The organism is Candidatus Binatia bacterium (genome assembly GCA_036382395.1).
Lineage (GTDB): Bacteria > Desulfobacterota > Binatia > HRBIN30 > HRBIN30 > JAGDMS01.
On record DASVHW010000058.1, the window covers coordinates 1 to 18,138 of the forward strand.

An 18,138-nucleotide genomic window follows, 5' to 3' on the forward strand; every position below is an offset into this window, starting at 1 on the left:
CATTAGGACTACGATATGGAACGGCACATAGCTTTCGATTGGCCAGTCTTGCCGGGCAGCGTGTCAACAGCCCGAAGCCGATGCGGGAAATCGAACTGCGCCTGCAAAGGAAAGCCACCCCGTCTGCACGGCGCCTATTACCGCTGGACGGGGTTCATAGGCGGAAAGAGAACCACCAAGACGATCAGCAGGGAGACGGCGCTGGAGTGTCAGCGGCGAATTCAAAACTTCCGGAAGTTGCAGCGGGAGATCGAACGATTGGTGCGCGCATCCCTCGGCGAGGCTCCATGGATCCCAGCCAAGGAATCAAAGAAAGGAAAGAAACCATGAGCTAACTGCGCGGCAATATTTGTGGGTAATTGAAAGGTGGCGAAGCCCACCCCGCCAGGGCTGCCAAGCTGACACGAACCATGAGGGAGAGTCGCCGAGCGCGTTCTGGGTAACACTCGCTGGGTGCCGATCTGACCGCGTGGTGTAATCACATAAAAAGCACGTTGGAGAGTGGTTGAATGTCGTTTCTGGAGCGGGCTGGCGACCTGGCCACCGAAATCCCTTGTGGCGCAAGGGCTTTCGCGGAAATCACATCGTTTGGTAATTCTATGTGGTTCAGATTAGTCGCCCTGGCAACGCTCGCCGGTACTGTCTGAATTTCTGGCGGAGTGTCTGAATTTTCCCTATCTCCACCCCCGATATTGAAGGTATAATGGAGCCGGAAGAGTCGAATGGCTAAGCCCATGCAGCTGCTCCTGATCGAAGACAGCGAGGCCGACGCCGAGTTGATCGTGTGCGAGCTCGAGCGCGGTGGTTACGAGCTGCGGTGGGAATGCGTAGACACCGCCGCCGCGTTGCAGGCTGCCGTCCAACGCCAGCCATGGGACCTGATCACCTGCGACTGGATCATGCCAGGATTCGGCGCGCCTGCGGCGCTTGCTCTCCTCAAGGAACACAGCGTTGAGGCGCCAATCATCATTATATTCGGGGAGGTGGGAGAAGAGGTGATCGTGACCGCCATGAAGGCAGGCGCGCACGACGTCGTCAGCAAACAGAGGCTGACGCGCCTAGTGCCGGTCGTCGAGCGGGAACTCCGTGAAACCGAGGTGCGGCGCGCGCGCCAGCGAGCAGAGGAGGCGCTCCGATCATCCGAACGTCGCTACCGGCGACTGTTCGAAACGGCGAAGGACGGCATTCTCATCCTGGACGCCCCCACCGGGCAGATCATGGACGTCAACCCGTTCTTGTTGCAGTTGCTCGGCCATAGCCGTGAGGAACTCGTGGGGAAACGGCTGTGGGAAATCAGCCCCTTCAGGGATGTTGCCGGAAATCAGGAGGCGTTCACAAGACTCCAAGCGGAGGCGTACATCCGCTACGAGCACCTCCCGCTCGAAGCCAAGGATGGGCGGCGTGTTGCCGTGGAGTTTGTCAGCAACTCCTACCAGGAGAACGGCGACCGAATAGTCCAATGCAACGTGCGCGACATCAGCGAGCGCAAGCGGGTGGAGGAGCAATTGGTGGTGCAAAGCACGGCGCTAGCGAGCGCCGCCAATGCCATGGTGATCACCGCCACGGAGCGTAAGAAGAGCGAGGAAGCGCGGCGACGGGGTGACCAGCGCTTTCGCGCCCTGATCGACAAATCCCTGGACCTCATCGCGATATTGGATCGCGATGGCACGTACCGCTACCTCAATCCGGCTCATGAGGCGGTGTCTGGGTTCAGACCAGACGAACTGGGAGCCTTCAGTTACTCCGTGTCACACGATCTGCAGGCACCGCTGCGACACGTCAACGGTTTCAGCAAGCTCTTGCTGGGGGGCTATGCGGACAAGCTCGATGAGCGAGGCAAGCACTACCTCGATCGCGTGTGTAGCGCCACGGAGCGCATGGGGCAGCTCATCAACGATCTGCTCAGCCTCTCGCAAGTGGTACGCGGTGACATGCAGTGGCAGCCGGTCAACCTGAGCGCCCTCGCACAAACCATCGCCGAGGAGTTGCAGAAGACGCAGCCGGATCGGCAGGTGGAATTTGTCATCGCGACGGATCTGGTGACACGCGGCGATGCGGGGTTGTTACGAGTGGTGCTGGACAACCTGCTCGGCAACGCGTGGAAGTATACCAGCAAGCATCCGCGAGCGCGGATTGAATTCGGCTTCATGCAAGTCAACGGGCAGCCGGCCTATTTTATGCGCGATGATGGTGCCGGCTTCGACATGGCGTACGCTGGCAAACTCTTCGGAGCGTTTCAGCGCCTGCACAGGTCCAATGAGTTCGAGGGCAGCGGCATCGGCCTGGCAACCGTGCGGCGCATCATTCATCGTCACGGCGGCCGCATCTGGGCCGAAGGCGCCGTCGAGCAGGGCGCGACGTTCTATTTCACGCTAGCGCCCTCCAGCAGCAACGAGTGAGTTATTCGAGCTGAAGGCTGCTGCAGAGTTCGGGACCAATTTGTGTGAGGCTCTCAGTTGCGCCACGTATGCCAGCCGCTCAGGGGCTGGAAGCGCTAACGGGTCGTCGCCGTCGTACTTCGCGCAGTTCGACGCATGGGTGCTTCGCGGAGGAGGAGGACGGCCGAACAGGAGGATGGAGCCGACGCCGAGACACGGCGCGGCTCATCCTGAGCGTTCAGCGTCACGGAGAGTTCAGGATGAGCGTGAAATTTAGACCGTGTGCGCACGGCATTTCAGTCACGCTGCTCGTGCTTCTGTTGGAACCGCAGAGTTTGACGGCTCAATTCGTTCCGCCTTGCTGCACTTCCCCCCATTCCAAATGGGCGATGGGTTTCCTGGCCGATTTGGATCGACAGCCTGACATGCAATTCGATGTCGAATCAGCATGGCTCCTCGATCAGTTCAACAAGCTCGATCAATCATCACTAGTGGTAGTGGGTGCTGGCTTCGTCATGCTTCTCGCCTCAGCAACGGAGGACTTCTCCGGTTGGTGCAGCCAGCGGCCAGCGCTTGAGCCGCTTGTGCACTCTGTGTTCGCTGTTTTGTTGCTCGGCTATGTAATCGACGTCAGCGCCCTCATCCTGCAACTCTCGTAGGCCGGGCATTGGCGCGTGATAAGGATTGGAAAGCCAAGTGCAGTTCATCGAGGATCCAACGCCACCTGGGACATGCCGAATCAGACCCTTCTCGACCCACCGCCCGCGTCATCTCAGCTACTGTTTCGTAGCATACGCGGAGGCAGCGCTGGCGCAATCGCGTTGCTCAGGATTTCAGGGACTCGCCCTTGGCGTTCTTCTCACGCAGCAGATCGATGAGTTTCTGCGGGCCCTGGTTGCTGACGATCTCCTGGAACTGGGAGCGAAAGTTGGCCACCAGGCTCACACCTTCGATGATCACGTCGATCGCCTTCCAGGCGCCCTCCTCCTGCCGCAGGCGGTAGTCCACCAGAATCTCCGGCGCGCCGGAGCGCACGATCTTGGTTTTCACCGTCCAATCGCCGCCGGTTTCGGCGCGATCGCCGCTGACCACGGCGCGCTCGTTGTTGTAGGTCTCGACGATCTTGCCGTAGGTCATCGAGAGGTGCCGCTTGAATTCTTCGACAAACGTCTGCTGCTGTTCGGCGGATAGCTGCTTCCAATTGCGCGCCAGCACCAAGCGGGAGAGTGTGGTGAAATCAAAATGGGCGTACATGACATCCTGAATCTTGTCACGCTTCTGGTCCGCCGTCAGGTTCTTCCCGGCCAGCACGGCAACGACCGCGTCGACAACCTGCTGCACCACCACCGAGGGGCTATCGGCAGCATGCGCTATCAAGCCAGTGGTCGCGAAACACACAACGGTCAGCAGCGCCCCAACACGCACGGCAGACTGCCAGATCCAGCGGGCACGCACCGTTGGGCCAGAGTCGTTGCGGTTGCATCGGTACGTCATATTCCTATTCTCCGCCATTGGCTTCGACATTATAGAGATCCTGTTGCTGTTCTTGAGACAGGTCGGTGCGGTCGTGCACCAAGGCGTCACGTCGCTGACGATAGCCATCTCGCACTGCAGCGTAGTAGTCGAGGGACGCGCCCTTGATTTGCTCGACATCTTTGAGCACAAGCGCCCGCGCGTTCACCAGATCCGTGCCAGCCGCGCCGAAGGTGTAGACATAGTCGATGAAGTACGGGTAGACGGTGCTGAACGAGTCCGCCGCCAACCCGACCGTATCACGGGGGTTCGAGGGGCCTAACAAGGGTAACACGAGATAGGGCCCCGGTGGCACGCCCCAATAGCCGAGTGTCTGTCCGAAATCCTCGTTGTGCTGCTTCAGTCCCCACTTCGTTGCCGGGTCGAAAAACCCCGCCCCGCCGACCGTCGTATTCACCAGGAAACGGCCGACATCGGACACCGTCGCGACGGGCTTCGCCTGCAACAGATTGTTTCCCGCCACGATGGGAAAACGCAGGTTCTGAAAGAAGTTCGACACGCACCGCTTCACACGATCCGGCGCGATGGCATCCCAGCCCTTCGCCACCGGTACCAGCATGTACGTATCGATCTGGTCATTGAACCAGAAGATTTTGCGGTTCACGCCCTCGATCGGGTCGTAGTTGGCATGATGGGGTGCGTCTGACGCAGCCGCGGCGGGCGCCGGCGACAACCAGCCGAGTCCAAGCCAACCCGCCGCCGCAACAGCGGCCAGAGGAGTCAGTTTGCGCATACGCTTCGCCTCATTCTTTCTTAGGGGTATTGCTGGGGGCACTGCTGTTGGTGTTGTACATGAACTTGCCCAGCATGCGCTCCAACAGGACAGCCGATTCGGTGAACTGGATATCGTCGCCCGACTTCAGGTCCTTGTCGTCCCCTCCGACTTGCAGCGACACGTAGCGATCGCCGAGCACGCCGGCGGTGACGATCGAAGCCGACGAATCGGTCGGGAGCTTCAGCGAAGCGTTCAGTGAGAGCTGGAGCCGGGCCCGGTAATCCTTGTTGAGCGTAATCGATTCGACCTGACCAACCTTGACGCCGGCGATGATCACCGGCGCACGAGCTTTGAGCCCGCCCGTTTCGTCAAAATCGGCGAACAGCATCAAGCCGCCGTCTTTGCGAAACGAAAAATTGCCGACATTCATTGATAGGTACGCGATGGCGCCAAGGCCGGCCAAAACGAACAGCCCGACCACGAAGTCTCGCACCGGTGAACGATTCATCTGATCACACTCCCCATAGCGCGGTGATGATGTAGTCAACAATCAGCACGGAGACCGAGCCTACCACCACGGTCGAGGTCGTCGCCGCGGCGACCCCGGCCGACGTCGGGTTCGCCGTGTATCCGCGATACGTCGCTATCAAGCCTACCAGGACGCCAAACACGAGCGCCTTGAGCAGACTGCCGACGACGTCATCGTAGTAATCGACGGCCGACCGCAGACTGGACACATAGGTGCCGCCGTCGAGCCCCATGAGTGTCACCCCGATAAGATAGCCGCCACCGAGCCCGAATACGATGAACAGGGCGGACAGCAGTGGCATCACGCAGATCATCGCCAATGTTTTCGGGGTCACCACGAGATGGATCGGATTGATCGACATCATGCGCAGCCCGTCGAGTTGCTCCGTGGCTGCCATTGTCCCAATCTCTGCGGTGGTAGCCGAGCCGGCGCGGCCGGTCACCAGCAGCGCCGTCAGTACCGGACCCATCTCGCGAATGAGGATCAGGCCGACGCCGGCCCCAAGTGACTGCGCCGCACCAAACTGTGACAATGTGTGGTAGCCCTGCAGCCCCAACACCATGCCGACGGCAAGGCCGGAAACACACACGATCACCAGCGACAGCACACCCAGGTTGAAGAGTTCGTTGACGAAGGGGCGGAGGCGCGCCGGCCGGGTCAGCACGGCGCGCCCAATCTGCGCCGCGAAGACCGCAATCTTGCCGAGGTGGTCGACGAAGCGGAGGGCCGCCCAGCCAAGGTCTCGCACGAACCTGATCATGCGCGCACCCAGTGCGTGGTTGCATGCCTGCGCTCCCCAGGCGTCTCCGCGCCCTCGATCGATTCGTCAACCTCCTCATTGAAGAAGCCGGCAACGCGGGGATCGGGACTGTCGTGGAGCTGCGCCGGCGGGCCGGACACGGCGCCATCAGGCCGCAGCAGCACGACTTCATCAGCCATCCGCATGGTCGACGGAATGTGATGCGACGATACCAACATGGTGATGCGGAGTTCGCGGTTGATGCGGTGCAGCAACGCCTCGATGCGTTTGACCGAGATCGGATCGAGTCCGGAAAAGGGTTCATCGCACAGCAGGATTTCGGGCTTGGTGAGGATCGCCCGGGCAAGCGCTGCACGCTTGATCATCCCCCCCGAAAGTTGTCCCGGCAGCAGATCGTCCACCCCTGACAAGCCGACCGCGGTGAGCTGCCGATGCACTTCCGTCGCGATATCCGTCTCGCTCATGTCCGTATGTTCCCGCAGAGGAATCGCCAAGTTATCGAAAATCGTCATTGAATCCAGCAAGGCGCCGCCTTGAAACATCATGCCCAGTTTATCCCGCACGTGGTACATCCGCGTCTCCGAAAGCCGGCTGATATCCTCCCCCGCTACGATAATGCGGCCACGCCGCGGGTGGATCAGGCCTCCAATCAGGCGCAAGATCGTGGTCTTGCCGGAGCCGCTACCACCGAGAATGACGGAGATCTTCCCGCGCGGGAAGCGGCAGGATAGCGCCCGTAAGACCTCGCGGTCCTCAAATGCCATGTACACGTCTTCAAAAATGACATGTGCGTCGTCTAGCGTGGCAGTTGCGGTCATTTGGCAAAAAGCGCGTTGATGATCACAGGAACTGCCTTAGCGATAGCTGCGCCGCTTGCCAAGCGGTAGGCATTCTCACACGCAAAACTACGGTCGGCGATGACATCATCAGCCGCGCAGGCGGGCATCGCCATGGCGGCACTCAGCCTGCAGCCGAGGGCGCCCAGGGTGATGTTTGGTTTCATGAGGTCCACAGCAACCGACTTTGCCACATTGCCTCGCTGGATGCCAACGAGGCGCGAGCCGTCGTTCCAGAGACTGCGGGCCGGTAGGCGGAACGGCAGACTCACACCCCGATCTCGGTCCATCGCCGCCACCAATCGTCTACGTGCTCGATCTCACGAGCCGGTCCCCAGGAACCTGTTTAGCCGTTGCGTAACTTCCTGTCTGCGCCGAGCGAGAAAGACCTTGTAGCTTTCCAACTGCAGTAGCGTGCCTTGGGTGGGAATGCACTGCGCGTCGAACGCCCCGTGCCCCGGCCTTGGCGATGAGCGCGGGAAAGTACTCCGTTGGAGCCTTATCGCTAATGGCACGGTTCGTCTTGCCACCGATGAAGGCGAGATTGGCAATGTCATCGGCTTCCCGAGCTGTGTAGGCGCTCTTGAGGACGGCCTTCGGGAAGATGTGGTGGAACTGAAGGCGATGCTGTGCCCCGGAATGGTCGAGGGAGATCGTGAGGTTTGACCGCCAATCCTTCGCGCCCGCACGACGGAACGCTAGGAACATCGTCTTGAACAGGGCGCTCCGCTGATTCCGGCCTTCGAGTTCCTCCGGGGTGATGGCTAGCCGCCCCACTTGCAGACGCAGACGATCGATCAACTCCGGCGCGCCGCCGCCCTGCTTCACGGTCGCCAAGTCCTAATCGAGGATGGTCTCGCTCGAACCCCGCGAGTAACGCGCCTTCGCGTTGGCTATCAGCACCCAAAAGCGCCGGCGTTCGGATTCCTCCGGCGTGATTCGGTAGTCGCGCTTGTATGCGAGATTGGCCAGCGTAACCAGGATGTGACTCCAAGCGCGGTCCCCACTCGTGCGACGAACTCGCGTCCCACGACCGCAAGACTCTCGCTCCACACCGGCACGCGCCGCTGGCCACCCACGCGCACTGCAGCAAGAACTGCTGGCGGGGGCTGGGGTCGCTATACGAGGCGGCGGTCATGCAGACCGTCACGGCGGAGCTGCGCAGGGCGATGCCTGTGGAAGCGGCGTCGCTCGAGCCGGTTTCCGTCGTCAGACACCTACACACGTATCCTCAATACCGACTTGGAATGTTTGAGAAGCTCTTGCGCTTGAAAGCTACGGAAGGAAAGCCCAAGGGGCTGTATTTCGCCGGCGATTACACCGACGGGGGGCTGATCGAGGGCGCCGCCCAATCAGGATACAAGGCCGCGCAGAGGTTGATGACGGCCTAGTACTACAGTGTCACGAAACGCAGAGAGCCGTGTTGCTGCATGAACCGCTACGGGCAGCTTCGGGCAACACTTTCACATAGGGCTACCGGATCAGCGAGTGGTCACTGGATGTTCCGCGCCATGAAGTCGGACAGCGGCCCCACGACGTTGTTGTCAGCGTTGTCTTCAGCCGTCAGCACGTCGAGGTGCGCAAAGCCCTGGTTCACGAACACCTCGAAGCCACCCGCGCTGTCGCTTAACGTCGGGAAGGCTGGGTTTGGGCTGGTCGCGTCGACCACGCGCGGCGTCGTCCCATCGCAGCTGGGTGCCGTGCACTTCCCTATGCTCTGCGCAAACGCCGTGTACACGCCTGGCACGCGCGCGAGCCCGTTGGTGCCGGAAAAGCCGATCACCGGAATATTGATGTTGGCAGCCTGCGTCAGGTTCTCGATGTCGCGCCGCCCGCGGCCAACCGGAGGCGGCGCCGACAGCGCCGTCGAGTCGAGGCTGATGGACTGCGAGCAGTCTGAATCTTTTGCGCACGCCGAGCCGACGTTGCCCACCGTGCAGGTTCCGGATGTACACGCGCCCAATACGTTGGTGGTGCTCGGACCGGCATTTGGATAGTACCAGTCAGTGAAATTCGTCCCCCCGGCGAAGAACGCCCAGAGCACCCGGTCGAGCCGGGTGACTTCAAGGTCCTTGCCCCAATTGCTTCCGGGCAGTGTCGTGGGCGGAGGACCGACATCCGGCTCCGGAGTCAGTGGCCCGTGCATGATGTCTTGCCAGGTGACCAGACCGTTCACCGTAGGTCCCACCTGCCCCAAGGACATGGCCGTGAACGGAGCGACAGCCGAGGCGATCAACCCGTCCTTGTCGAGAAAGGTGCCGAAGCTGCCCTCCACAGTCGCCGGTGGAATGAACGCCAGGCTGGCCAGATCCGGAACATCCGACACTGCGCCGAGCGCTTGCGTGATGATCTGACCGCTATTCAGGTCCTGGACGCTCTGAATCGCCGCCGGTTCAGAGGACGCGAAGACGCGAGGATTGAGGAGACCAGGAACCAGCGCGTAGGACGTCGTGGGCAGGGTGCATTTCGGCGGTGTCTGGCCGGCGCAGTCCGTCGCTTCCGTCGCGATCGTGCACGCCGTTGTCCCGTTGACACAGCGCGGAGCGTTGTCGCGCACGGCGCCGTAGAGGCCGCCGTCGAACTTGGCGATGATGCGGTCGAGGGTATCGTCCGTGAGCGGGGCACCGAGTGTCGATCCACCAGCGCCCTCGAGCAGCACCAACCCTCTGAGCTTCGCGTAACCCGGCTGCGGCGCCCCCTTGCCGGTCAGGTTGAAGTCCGTCGAGGCGTAGCGTGCCGTGAAGCCCGTTCCGGCGGAGTGACCGCCGAGGAACACATTGCGGTTATTCGCCTTCGTCAGCGCCCTGTTGACGACGGCATCGATATCTTGGGAGAAGACTAGGTTGGTCCAGTTGGCGAGGAAGGGCACGTCGTCTTGCGCGTTGTAGAAGACGGCGTGTTGATGCTTCTTCGGAAAATGCGTGTCGGGGGGAAACCCCATCTCGGTGCCGAACAGCCAGTTCACTCCGATCTGCGGATCAAGGAGTGTCTCGGAAATATCGAGGCCCTTTGTATCCTCGAGCTGATTGGTGCGCCGATCGAATGCCCACACCTCTATCCGTTTACCATGGTCGGTATTGATACGCTTCAGGACGTTCTGAGCGAGAATGCGGAAGTTGCCAGCGCCGCCCTCGAAGCCGGGGATGAGGATGAGAATCGCGTCGGGCTTGCCCGCGGACGCATCGAGCTTGAAGCGCGTGTAGCGCGCCTTGTTCAGGCTGAACGATTTCCCGAATTGCGTGATCAGACTCGAGTTGGTGACGTTCACCCCTTTGGTGCCGGGCGTGTTCGGCGCGTGCGCTTTGCTACGGATGTTGAAGGTGGTGACCGGCGGGCACCTGCAGGTGGCGGCGCACATGCCGGGGCACGCGCTGTCGGCCGTGCCGTCACACTGTTCACCACGGTCGACGACGTTGTTGCCACAATTCTTAGCCTTGGCCGGCACCGGCGCGGCGCAAAGCTGCAGCGCAAAAATGGCTGCCGCCGCCGCACGTCCGTTTCTCATGGTTTAGCCTCCTCACTGCTGCATGGGTCGTATCACGGCGGCCGGACTGAAGGTTTGCCGTTCGCGCCAGAGTTTGGGCACAACGCGACAAACTGCCCCCTCGAGGTACGCATGATGTCCAGTCCATATAGGACCCTCCTCGCCACTGTTGACTTGGCGTGCGCGTTTGCGCAAAAACCCGCGAAAGGTGAATGGCGGCTCAGAGCACACATGGCCGAGCGACGGCGCCCTCAGTGCTGGGTACGTGGGCGCTCACGGTCGTAGCGGCGCTCGACGCCCGCGGATTCGACGGCCAGGCTGTGGCGGTGCGTGCTGGGATCGATCCGGCAACGCTCCACGACCCGGATTCCCGCCACCCAATTGCGGTGACCACGCGGCTCTGGCGTCTCGCGGTGGACATCACCGGCGATCCCTGCTTCGGCCTGTGGGCCTCCCGCTTCGTGACCCAGACCACGTTTCACGCGCTGGGCTTCGCGGTGTTCGCCAGCCGCACCTTGCGGGACGCCTTCGAGCGGTTCGTCCGCTATGGCCGCCTGGTCAGCGACGCGGCCGAGATACAGCTCCGGCGGGTTGGGCAACACGAACACTTCCGCCTCGTCCTGCCCGAAGGCGACGGACGGCCCGCCGACGAGTCGATCGACGCCATCCTCGCCGTCATCGCGCGTACCGCGCGCATGTTGTCGGGCGGCAAGGTGAACCCGGTTGCCGTGCGGCTCGAGCGACCGGAGCCGTCGCCTTCTGAAGCGTTCCGGAAGGTGTTTCGCGCTCCGGTCCAATTCGGGCAACGCGAGAACGTTCTCAAGTTTGTCGCCGCCGATCTCGACGGCCAGCTTCCCGCAGGCAACACCGAGTTGGCGCGGTACAACGACGAGGTCATGGCGCGCTGTCTCGACCGGATGATCGTAGGCACGATCTCCAGCCGGCTGCGCAGCTGGCTCGTCGAGCAGCTCTCGGCAGGGGAGCCGCGCGAGGGAGCGGCGGCGCGCGCGCTCGGCATGAGTCTGCGCAACCTCCAGCGTCGTCTCCAAGACGAGGGCACGACCTATCGGGAAGCGTTGAACGGCACCCGGGGGGAGATGGCGCGCGCCTACCTCGAACAGGGCCGCACCTCGGTGACCGAGATTGCCTTTCTGGTCGGCTTTGGCGATACGAGTAGCTTTTCGCGCGCCTTCCGGCGCTGGACGGGGCTGTCGCCGCGCGCTTACATCCAAGACCGTGCTCGTACTCGGAGTCGGGCGAGCTGACTGCACCCGGCGAGGTGGGAGAGGCCCTCGCGGCGCTGCGCGCAGTCGGCGCTGATGCGGTGCGTCTCGTGTTTGTGCAAGAAATGGAACGCGTGAGATCACCCTGCACGGCCACCGGGTCAACTATCGAGCCGCCGGGAGCGGCTGCGCAACGGAAGTCGCCCTCGGCGAATTCTGGCTTCTGCTGCCCATTCCAAGCCCTCTTGAGCATCCCCTGGGATATTGTGCGAGCAGAACCGAGGCCAGGGACACCAGGCACGATCACGTCGGCGCGACCCTTGAGGTAGACAACAGTTCCCAGACCTGCGAGCCGAAGGCAGCTGATTCCCGCTCCTGGGATGCTCCGACTGGCGGCCACCCGAAGCCGCCTCTTCCTCCTTTCTGGCAAGGCTTTTGCGAGTTCAGGTGATTCGGTGATGACGCGTTCCCGCTTGGCTCTTGCAGTCGCGATTGGCATCGCCGCGGCGGCAACTGGGCTGTATCTCGTACTCTCGCGCCTGCCCGTAGGGTCCCAGGCCAACCGCGTGTTGCTCCTCTCGGGCAACATCGAGGCACACGAAAGCGTGATCGGATTCAAGGCGGTGCAATCGCGGGTCGTGGAGCTGCCGTTCGACGAGGGGCAGTGGGTCGAGGCGGGTACGCTGCTGGCACGACTCGACGCCGCGGACTACCAGCAACAGGTAACCATCGGTGAGGCCGCGCTCCGTACCCGTCGCGCCGAGCTCGCCTCGGCGAAGCAGGGGCTGGAGGCGGCACGCAACGGGGTGCTCGCCGATGTGGCCGACCAGGCGCTGCGGAAACTCGACTGGCAGCGGACCGGGACGCTCTGGCACCAGGGCATCACATCGCGCTCCGAATTCGACCACGTGGAAACCGCCCTCAAGCAGTCCGACGCGATCCTCCAGCGCGACCGCGCCCTCGAGGCCGCGCGGGCTGGCGATATCGAGGTCGCTCGCGCGACGGTGCGGACGGCACACGAGCAGCTCCGGTTGGCGCGCATCCTCCTCGACTATACCGTCCTGCGGGCGCCGTTCGCCGGCGTGATTCTGGTCCGCCAAGCCGAGCTCGGCGAGGTCATGCTTCCGGGAACCCCGGTCGTCACGCTCGCGGACCTCAATCACGTCTGGCTCCGGGCTTACGTGCAAGAAACCGACCTGGGCCGCATCCGCTGGGGACAAGCGGCGATCATCCACACCGACACCTATCCGGACCGCCGCTACGCGGGCCGCATCTCGTTCATCTCGTCGAAGGCCGAGTTCACCCCGAAGAGTGTCGAGACGCACGCCGAGCGCGTGACGCTCGTCTACCGCATCCGCATCGACGTGGAGAACCCGGCGCAGGAGCTGAAGCCCGGGATGCCGGCCGATGCAACGATCGACCTCGCGTCGGCAGGGGCCAATGGTTGAGTCGCCTGCGGCGATCACGGTCGACGGACTCACCAAGCAGTTCGCCGGCGTGACCGCCGTGGATCGCCTGCACTTCGCGGTTGCGACGGGGGAGATCTTCTGCCTCGTCGGTCCCGATGGCGCCGGGAAGACCACCACGATGCGGATGCTCGCGGGTGTCATGGCACCGGACGCGGGCTCGGCGACGGTCGCTGGCTACGATGTCGTGCACGACCCCGAGGGCGTAAAGAACCACATCAGTTACATGCCGCAGCGCTTCGGTCTCTACGAAGAGCTGACCGTGGACGAGAACATCCGCTTCTACGCTGATCTCTTCGGGATCGATCGGCGCGAGCGCGAGGCGCGTTCGGCGCAGCTGCTGGCCGCCGCCGGCATGGCGCGTTTCCACGACCGACTCGCGGGCCAGCTCTCCGGTGGCATGAAGCAGAAGCTCGGTTTAAGCTGCGCGCTGATTCACACGCCGCGTGTGCTCCTCCTCGACGAGCCGACGACGGGCGTCGACCCGGTTTCGCGCCGCGATTTCTGGCGTATCCTTTACAGGCTCGCCGCGGAGGGCGTCACGGTGCTCGCCTCGACGGCTTATCTGGATGAGGCCGAGCGCTGCCATCGTCTCGCGCTCCTCCACCAGGGCCGCCTCCTCCTCTGCGACGCCCCCGCCCGCCTGAAAGCCTCCATGCCCGGGGCCGTGGTCGCAGTCACCGCCCCCACGCCGGCGGCGGTACGCGACGAGATCCAGGGAATGCCGGGTGTCTCGAGCATTCTGGTGGTTGGCGGCGGCGTGCATCTGGTCGTCGACGACGCCGAGCGCCGCCTGCCGGCGATCCGCGAGCGGCTCCGCGCCGCTGCAATCCCGTTTTCGGAGGTCGTCCAGGTCGCGCCGACGATCGAGGACCTCTTTGTGGCGTCGGTCGGCAGCCAGGGTGGGGGTGGATCGTGAACGAACCGGCGGCCGCTGTCGTGGTCCAAGATCTTGTGAAGCGCTTCGGCACCTTCACCGCCGTCGACCACGTCAGCTTTGATGCCAGCCGCGGCGAGGTGCTGGGCTTCCTGGGCCCGAACGGCGCGGGGAAGTCGACGATCATTCGCATTCTGTGCGGCCTGCTCCACCCGACATCGGGCAAGGTGCTCGTAGGCGGCCTCGACGTCGCGCGGCAGCCCGAGGCGGTCCGGGCACAGATCGGCTACATGTCGCAGCGCTTCTCCCTGTACAACGACCTCACCGCGGTCGAGAACCTCCGCTTCTTCGGCGGGCTCTACGGTGTCACCGCTGCGGAGTTCGGACCTCGCCTGCGGTGGGCAATCGAAATGTCGGGCCTTGCCGGCCGCGAGACGGCGCTCGTCGCGACCCTCGCTGGCGGCTGGAAGCAGCGTCTTGCCCTCGGCTGCGCCGTGCTGCACCAGCCGAGCATCCTCTTCCTCGACGAGCCGACGTCCGGGGTCGATCCCATCTCGCGGCGGCAGTTCTGGGATCTCATCCACCGCATGGCCGCCACCGGAGTCACCGTCTTCGTGTCGACGCACTACATGGACGAGGCCGAGTACTGCAACCGCCTGGCCCTCGTCGACCGCGGCCGGTTGGTGGCACTGGGCACGCCGAGCGAGCTCAAGCGGACCACCATGACCGGAGGGTTGCTGCTCGTGGAGTGCGAACCCCTCGGCGAGGCGCTGGTCGCGCTCGAACAGGCACCCGGCGTCCTCGAGGCGGCGATCTTCGGTAACGCCTTCCACGTGACCGTCCTTGCCATCGAGCCGGCGCTGCGTGAGCTGCCGCGCTACCTCGGCGCGCGCGGGCTCCGCTGCGGGCGGATCACGCCCATCCCGCTCTCGCTCGAGGACGTCTTCGTCCAGAAGGTGGGGAGGGAAGCCGCCGCGGGAGCGACGGCGGCATGAACCTCAAGCGCGTCGCTGCGATCTCCCGCAAGGAGTTCCTCCAGGTGCGTCGCGACCCCCGCAGCCTGCTGATCGCACTCTTCATGCCGATCATGCTGCTCGGGTTGCTCGGCTACGGCGTGCGGCTCGATGCGAAACACGTTCCGATCTACGTGTTCGATCGCGACGGCAGCCAGGACAGCCAGGCGCTCCTCAAGCGCTTCCAAGCATCCGAGTATTTCGATCTCGCACGCGTCGTCGACAACTACGGGGAGATCACCGCCGCGATCGACGCCGGCCGCTGCAAGCTCGCGCTCGTCGTCCCCCCCGACTTCGCGCGGCGGCTGCGCGACGGCGGCGGCGTCGCCGTTCAGGCCATCGTCGACGCGACCGACGACAACACCGCCAACCTCGCGATCGGCTATGCCAGCGCGGTGGTCGGTGGATTCTCGCAGGATGTGCAGCTCGACTGGATGAGGCGCCATGGGCTTCCCGACCGCTCGGCGACGCCGCCACTCTCGATCGAATTCCGCACCTGGTACAACGAAGAGCTGGAGAGTCGGAACTTCATCATCCCCGGCGTCGTCGCTCTGGTCATGACGCTCGTCGGCGCGCTGCTCTCGTCGCTGACCATCGCACGCGAGTGGGAACGCGGCACGATGGAGCAGTTAGTCTCGACCCCCGTGACCGCACGGGAGATCATGGTCGGCAAGCTGATTCCGTACTTCCTGATCGGGCTCATCGACGCCGCGCTCTGCGTGGCGGTCGGCATCGGCTGGTTCCAGGTCCCCTTCCGGGGCACGGTGGCGACGCTGTTCGTCGCCACGGCCCTCTTCCTGACTGTCGTCCTCGGGATCGGCTTCATGATCTCGGTGGCGATCCCCAACCAGCTCGGAGCGAGCGTGATCGCCATCCTCGTCACCCTACTGCCGATGAACATGCTTTCGGGATTCGCCTTTCCGATCGACCAGATGCCGGCACCGATTCGCGCCGTCACCTACCTCGTGTGGGGACGCTACTATGTGACGATTCTCAAAGCGGTGTTCCTGAAGGGCAGCGGACTCCGGGCGCTCGCCGGGCCGCTGTTCGCGCTGGTCGTCTATGCGGCCGTCGTGGGGACCCTCGCGACGCGGGCCTTCCGCAAGACGCTGACGTGAGGAGTCTGCCGTGCTGGCACGCATCTTCCACATGCTCGTGAAGGAATTCCTCCAGCTCCGCCGAGACCGGTACGCGCGTATTCGGCTCGTGGTGCCGCCGCTCATCCAGATGGTGATGTTCGGCTACGCTGCGACGTTCGAGGTGCACAGCGTCGCGACCGTGGTGCTGGATCGCGATAACAGCCAGGAGAGCCGGGACCTGGTGTCGCGCTTCACGGCGAACGGCCGCTTCGAGGTGATCGCGATCGCAGGCGACGAAGTGGATCTCGCCCAGCTCGTCGACCGCGGGCGAGCGACCATCGGGATCCAGATCCGTTGCGGATTCGCCGCGCAGCTGCGCAAGGGCGTGACGGCTCCGGTGCAACTCATCGTCGACGGCACCAACTCCAACACCGCGCTCATCGCCCTCGGCTACGTGAACCGGATCGCGACCGCGTTCGCGAGCGATTACGCGAGCAACTCGGTGGCGCGCGTTGCTCCGGCGCTTCTGCGTGTAATTCCCAGCGTCGAGCTGGAGGAGCGCCCGTGGTACAATCCCGGTTTCGAGAGCCGCTGGTTCTTCGTGCCCGGGGTGATCGGCAGTCTGATGCTCGTCATCACCGTCAACCTGACCGCCTTCGCCGTGGTGCGCGAGCGAGAGATCGGCACGCTCGAACAGGTCATGGTGAGTCCGATTCGGCCGATGGAGTTCATTCTGGGCAAGACGTTGCCGTCGTTTCTGGTCGGGCTCGTCGAGGCCACGCTCATCACGCTCGTCGGCACCCTCTGGTTCCGCGTGCCATTCCGCGGCGATCCCTTGGTCCTGCTGCTCGGGGTATCGCTGTTCCTTACGTGTACCCTCGGCATGGGCCTGCTCATCTCGACGGTCTGCAAGACGCAGCAGCAAGCCTTCGCCTCAAGCTTCTTCATCATGACACCCGGCTTCACACTCTCGGGTTTCAGCTTCCCGATCGCCAGCATGCCGCTGGCCATGCAGTGGCTCACCTACCTGAACCCGCTCCGCTACCTCCTGGTCGTTCTCCGCGGCACGTTCCTGAAGGGCGTCGGCCTCGGCGTACTCTGGCCGCAGATGCTGGCGATGGCAGTGATCGGGGCGACGGTGCTCAGCGTGAGCGTCTTCCGCTTCCGGAAGTCGCTCGACTGACAGGGGAAGACGGCCCGCCCCGCCTATTCGCGGCAGGCGAGCGAGCGGGCTGAAATCAATCTTGACAGTAGAAACTGTAACAGTTACTAGTGGCAGTATGGAAGCCGAACGCAGGCATCGCCGTTCCCATCGCCGGAGGGCTGGAAGTGAGAATGATTCCGCCGACGCGCGGGTCTATACGATCGACGAGCTGGCCGCGGCGACGGGCGTGCCCAGCCGGACTGTGCGACACTACCAGTGGGTGGGCGCCCTTCCACGCCCCACGCGCAAGGGCCGCATCGCGCTCTACCGGGAGGAGCACCTCCAGCGGTTGCGACTCATTGCCCAGCTCCAGGACCGCGGCTTGCACCTGCGCGCCATCCGCGACGCCCTGCGTCAGGCGGCGCATCGCCGGCTGTCGCTCGAGGAGTGGTTGGGCATCGGGGAACATCTGCGTCAGCCGTGGTCCGAGGAGACGCCGCTCGTGCTGACCGAGGCGGAGCTCCATCAGCGCCTGGGGGATCGGCCGGCGGGGTTCGTCGCGACGTTCGTGCGCGCAGGCTTGCTGCGCCGTCAAGGCGATCAGCTCGCTGCGGCCTACCTGGTCCCCAGCCCTGGCCTCCTCGACATCGGACTCAAGCTCCACGACGCCGGTCTGGACATCGAGACCGGGGCGGAAGCCGCGGCGCTCGTCCGCCACAGCCTGCGCCGCGCCGCCGCGAAGCTCGTCAAGCACTTCGCGAAGCGCAGCGGGCGTGGCTTCGCCCGCAGTCGGTCCGCCGGCGATGTCGGCGCGGCGCTGACGGCTCTCCGGTCACTCGGTGCCGAGGCGGTGCGTCTGGTATTCGCACAAGAGATCGAGCGAGCTTTGCGCACGGCGATGGAGAAGGGTGCGATCCCGGCTCCGCAAAGGAGGAGATGATGGTCGGCGTGAATTCTGAGAAGTCGGATCGAGGGCTGGTGGAACCGCGTGAGATCACCCTCCACGGCCACCGCGTCAGCTATCGAGCCGCCGGGAGCGGTCCCCTGCTGGTACTCATCCACGGCATCGCCGGAAGCTCGGCGACCTGGCAGGAGGTGCTG

19 protein-coding genes are annotated in these 18,138 nt (G+C 63.7%); 11 read left to right on the forward strand and 8 right to left on the reverse strand.

Translation table 11 applies throughout. The features are described 5' to 3' along the window. Positions 1–15: 15 nt before the first annotated feature. The 3 genes from VF515_03470 (at position 16) to VF515_03480 (ending at position 3,037) form a co-directional block, all read left to right on the forward strand. Positions 16–330 (forward strand): DUF6788 family protein, encoded by a 315-nt coding sequence (locus tag VF515_03470; GenBank protein HEX7406692.1) that lies wholly within the window; start codon positions 16–18, stop codon positions 328–330. Positions 331–722: 392 nt separating this feature from the next. After that, entirely contained in the window at positions 723–2,399 is a 1,677-nt protein-coding gene (locus tag VF515_03475) for a PAS domain S-box protein (GenBank protein ID HEX7406693.1), read from the forward strand. Between the two features lie 239 nt (positions 2,400–2,638). Beyond that, complete coding sequence (locus tag VF515_03480) at positions 2,639–3,037, forward strand: hypothetical protein (protein HEX7406694.1); 399 nt, start codon at positions 2,639–2,641, stop codon at positions 3,035–3,037. A gap of 166 nt (positions 3,038–3,203) precedes the next feature. Here VF515_03480 and VF515_03485 read toward each other — a convergent pair whose 3' ends face one another. The 7 genes from VF515_03485 to VF515_03515 are packed head-to-tail and all read right to left on the reverse strand — an operon-like array spanning position 3,204 to position 7,579. Next, on the reverse strand, positions 3,204–3,872 hold the full coding sequence (locus VF515_03485) for an ABC transporter substrate-binding protein (GenBank protein ID HEX7406695.1): 669 nt from the start codon (positions 3,870–3,872) through the stop codon (positions 3,204–3,206). A 4-nt stretch (positions 3,873–3,876) separates the two neighbouring features. Then, complete coding sequence (locus VF515_03490) at positions 3,877–4,644, reverse strand: VacJ family lipoprotein (GenBank protein HEX7406696.1); 768 nt, start codon at positions 4,642–4,644, stop codon at positions 3,877–3,879. Between the two features lie 10 nt (positions 4,645–4,654). After that, positions 4,655–5,119 (reverse strand): outer membrane lipid asymmetry maintenance protein MlaD, encoded by a 465-nt coding sequence (gene mlaD / locus VF515_03495; protein HEX7406697.1) that lies wholly within the window; start codon positions 5,117–5,119, stop codon positions 4,655–4,657. A 19-nt stretch (positions 5,120–5,138) separates the two neighbouring features. Then, positions 5,139–5,915 (reverse strand): MlaE family lipid ABC transporter permease subunit, encoded by a 777-nt coding sequence (locus tag VF515_03500; GenBank protein HEX7406698.1) that lies wholly within the window; start codon positions 5,913–5,915, stop codon positions 5,139–5,141. After that, positions 5,912–6,679, reverse strand: coding sequence for an ATP-binding cassette domain-containing protein (locus tag VF515_03505; protein HEX7406699.1), 768 nt, complete (start codon positions 6,677–6,679; stop codon positions 5,912–5,914). The genes VF515_03500 and VF515_03505 overlap by 4 nt, the downstream gene beginning before the upstream one ends. Positions 6,680–6,729: 50 nt before the next feature. Then, positions 6,730–7,023 carry a hypothetical protein gene (locus tag VF515_03510; GenBank protein ID HEX7406700.1) on the reverse strand — a complete coding sequence of 98 codons (294 nt, stop codon included), beginning with the start codon at positions 7,021–7,023 and terminating at the stop codon, positions 6,730–6,732. A gap of 34 nt (positions 7,024–7,057) precedes the next feature. Then, complete coding sequence (locus VF515_03515) at positions 7,058–7,579, reverse strand: hypothetical protein (protein HEX7406701.1); 522 nt, start codon at positions 7,577–7,579, stop codon at positions 7,058–7,060. Positions 7,580–7,887: 308 nt separating this feature from the next. On the opposite strand from VF515_03515, the gene VF515_03520 reads away from it, so the two are divergent. Further along, positions 7,888–8,142 (forward strand): FAD-dependent oxidoreductase, encoded by a 255-nt coding sequence (locus VF515_03520; GenBank protein HEX7406702.1) that lies wholly within the window; start codon positions 7,888–7,890, stop codon positions 8,140–8,142. A gap of 101 nt (positions 8,143–8,243) precedes the next feature. On the opposite strand, the gene VF515_03525 is transcribed toward VF515_03520, so the two are convergent. Continuing rightward, a complete protein-coding gene (locus tag VF515_03525; GenBank protein HEX7406703.1) occupies positions 8,244–10,256 on the reverse strand; it encodes a hypothetical protein in 2,013 nt (670 codons plus the stop codon). A gap of 233 nt (positions 10,257–10,489) precedes the next feature. Here VF515_03525 and VF515_03530 point away from each other — a divergent pair, with 233 nt between their 5' ends. The 7 genes from VF515_03530 to VF515_03560 all read left to right on the forward strand — a co-directional run bounded on the left by VF515_03530 (position 10,490) and on the right by VF515_03560 (position 17,977). Further along, the gene (locus VF515_03530) at positions 10,490–11,500 is read left to right on the forward strand and encodes an AraC family transcriptional regulator (protein HEX7406704.1); all 1,011 of its coding nucleotides are present in this window, start codon (positions 10,490–10,492) and stop codon (positions 11,498–11,500) included. A gap of 416 nt (positions 11,501–11,916) precedes the next feature. Continuing rightward, positions 11,917–12,906, forward strand: a complete 990-nt coding sequence (locus tag VF515_03535; protein ID HEX7406705.1) for an efflux RND transporter periplasmic adaptor subunit — start codon at positions 11,917–11,919, stop codon at positions 12,904–12,906. Continuing rightward, positions 12,899–13,843: an ABC transporter ATP-binding protein gene (locus VF515_03540; GenBank protein HEX7406706.1), complete on the forward strand. Its 945-nt coding sequence runs from the start codon at positions 12,899–12,901 to the stop codon at positions 13,841–13,843. The genes VF515_03535 and VF515_03540 overlap by 8 nt, the downstream gene beginning before the upstream one ends. After that, positions 13,840–14,796, forward strand: a complete 957-nt coding sequence (locus VF515_03545; GenBank protein ID HEX7406707.1) for an ABC transporter ATP-binding protein — start codon at positions 13,840–13,842, stop codon at positions 14,794–14,796. The genes VF515_03540 and VF515_03545 overlap by 4 nt, the downstream gene beginning before the upstream one ends. After that, positions 14,793–15,932 carry an ABC transporter permease gene (locus tag VF515_03550; protein ID HEX7406708.1) on the forward strand — a complete coding sequence of 380 codons (1,140 nt, stop codon included), beginning with the start codon at positions 14,793–14,795 and terminating at the stop codon, positions 15,930–15,932. Before VF515_03545 ends, VF515_03550 begins: the two co-directional genes overlap by 4 nt. Before the next feature lie 10 nt (positions 15,933–15,942). After that, positions 15,943–17,076, forward strand: a complete 1,134-nt coding sequence (locus tag VF515_03555; protein HEX7406709.1) for an ABC transporter permease — start codon at positions 15,943–15,945, stop codon at positions 17,074–17,076. Positions 17,077–17,173: 97 nt separating this feature from the next. Then, on the forward strand, positions 17,174–17,977 hold the full coding sequence (locus VF515_03560) for a MerR family transcriptional regulator (protein HEX7406710.1): 804 nt from the start codon (positions 17,174–17,176) through the stop codon (positions 17,975–17,977). Positions 17,978–18,138: the final 161 nt, after the last annotated feature.

Coding starts and splice junctions, on each gene's coding strand:
- VF515_03470 (HEX7406692.1), top strand. CDS start 16: ATGGAACGGCACATAGCTTTCGATTGGCCAGTCTTGCCGGGCAGCGTG.
- VF515_03475 (HEX7406693.1), top strand. CDS start 723: ATGGCTAAGCCCATGCAGCTGCTCCTGATCGAAGACAGCGAGGCCGAC.
- VF515_03480 (HEX7406694.1), top strand. CDS start 2,639: ATGAGCGTGAAATTTAGACCGTGTGCGCACGGCATTTCAGTCACGCTG.
- VF515_03485 (HEX7406695.1), bottom strand. CDS start 3,872: ATGACGTACCGATGCAACCGCAACGACTCTGGCCCAACGGTGCGTGCC.
- VF515_03490 (HEX7406696.1), bottom strand. CDS start 4,644: ATGCGCAAACTGACTCCTCTGGCCGCTGTTGCGGCGGCGGGTTGGCTT.
- VF515_03500 (HEX7406698.1), bottom strand. CDS start 5,915: ATGATCAGGTTCGTGCGAGACCTTGGCTGGGCGGCCCTCCGCTTCGTC.
- VF515_03505 (HEX7406699.1), bottom strand. CDS start 6,679: ATGGCATTTGAGGACCGCGAGGTCTTACGGGCGCTATCCTGCCGCTTC.
- VF515_03520 (HEX7406702.1), top strand. CDS start 7,888: ATGCAGACCGTCACGGCGGAGCTGCGCAGGGCGATGCCTGTGGAAGCG.
- VF515_03525 (HEX7406703.1), bottom strand. CDS start 10,256: ATGAGAAACGGACGTGCGGCGGCGGCAGCCATTTTTGCGCTGCAGCTT.
- VF515_03535 (HEX7406705.1), top strand. CDS start 11,917: ATGACGCGTTCCCGCTTGGCTCTTGCAGTCGCGATTGGCATCGCCGCG.
- VF515_03540 (HEX7406706.1), top strand. CDS start 12,899: ATGGTTGAGTCGCCTGCGGCGATCACGGTCGACGGACTCACCAAGCAG.
- VF515_03550 (HEX7406708.1), top strand. CDS start 14,793: ATGAACCTCAAGCGCGTCGCTGCGATCTCCCGCAAGGAGTTCCTCCAG.
- VF515_03560 (HEX7406710.1), top strand. CDS start 17,174: ATGGAAGCCGAACGCAGGCATCGCCGTTCCCATCGCCGGAGGGCTGGA.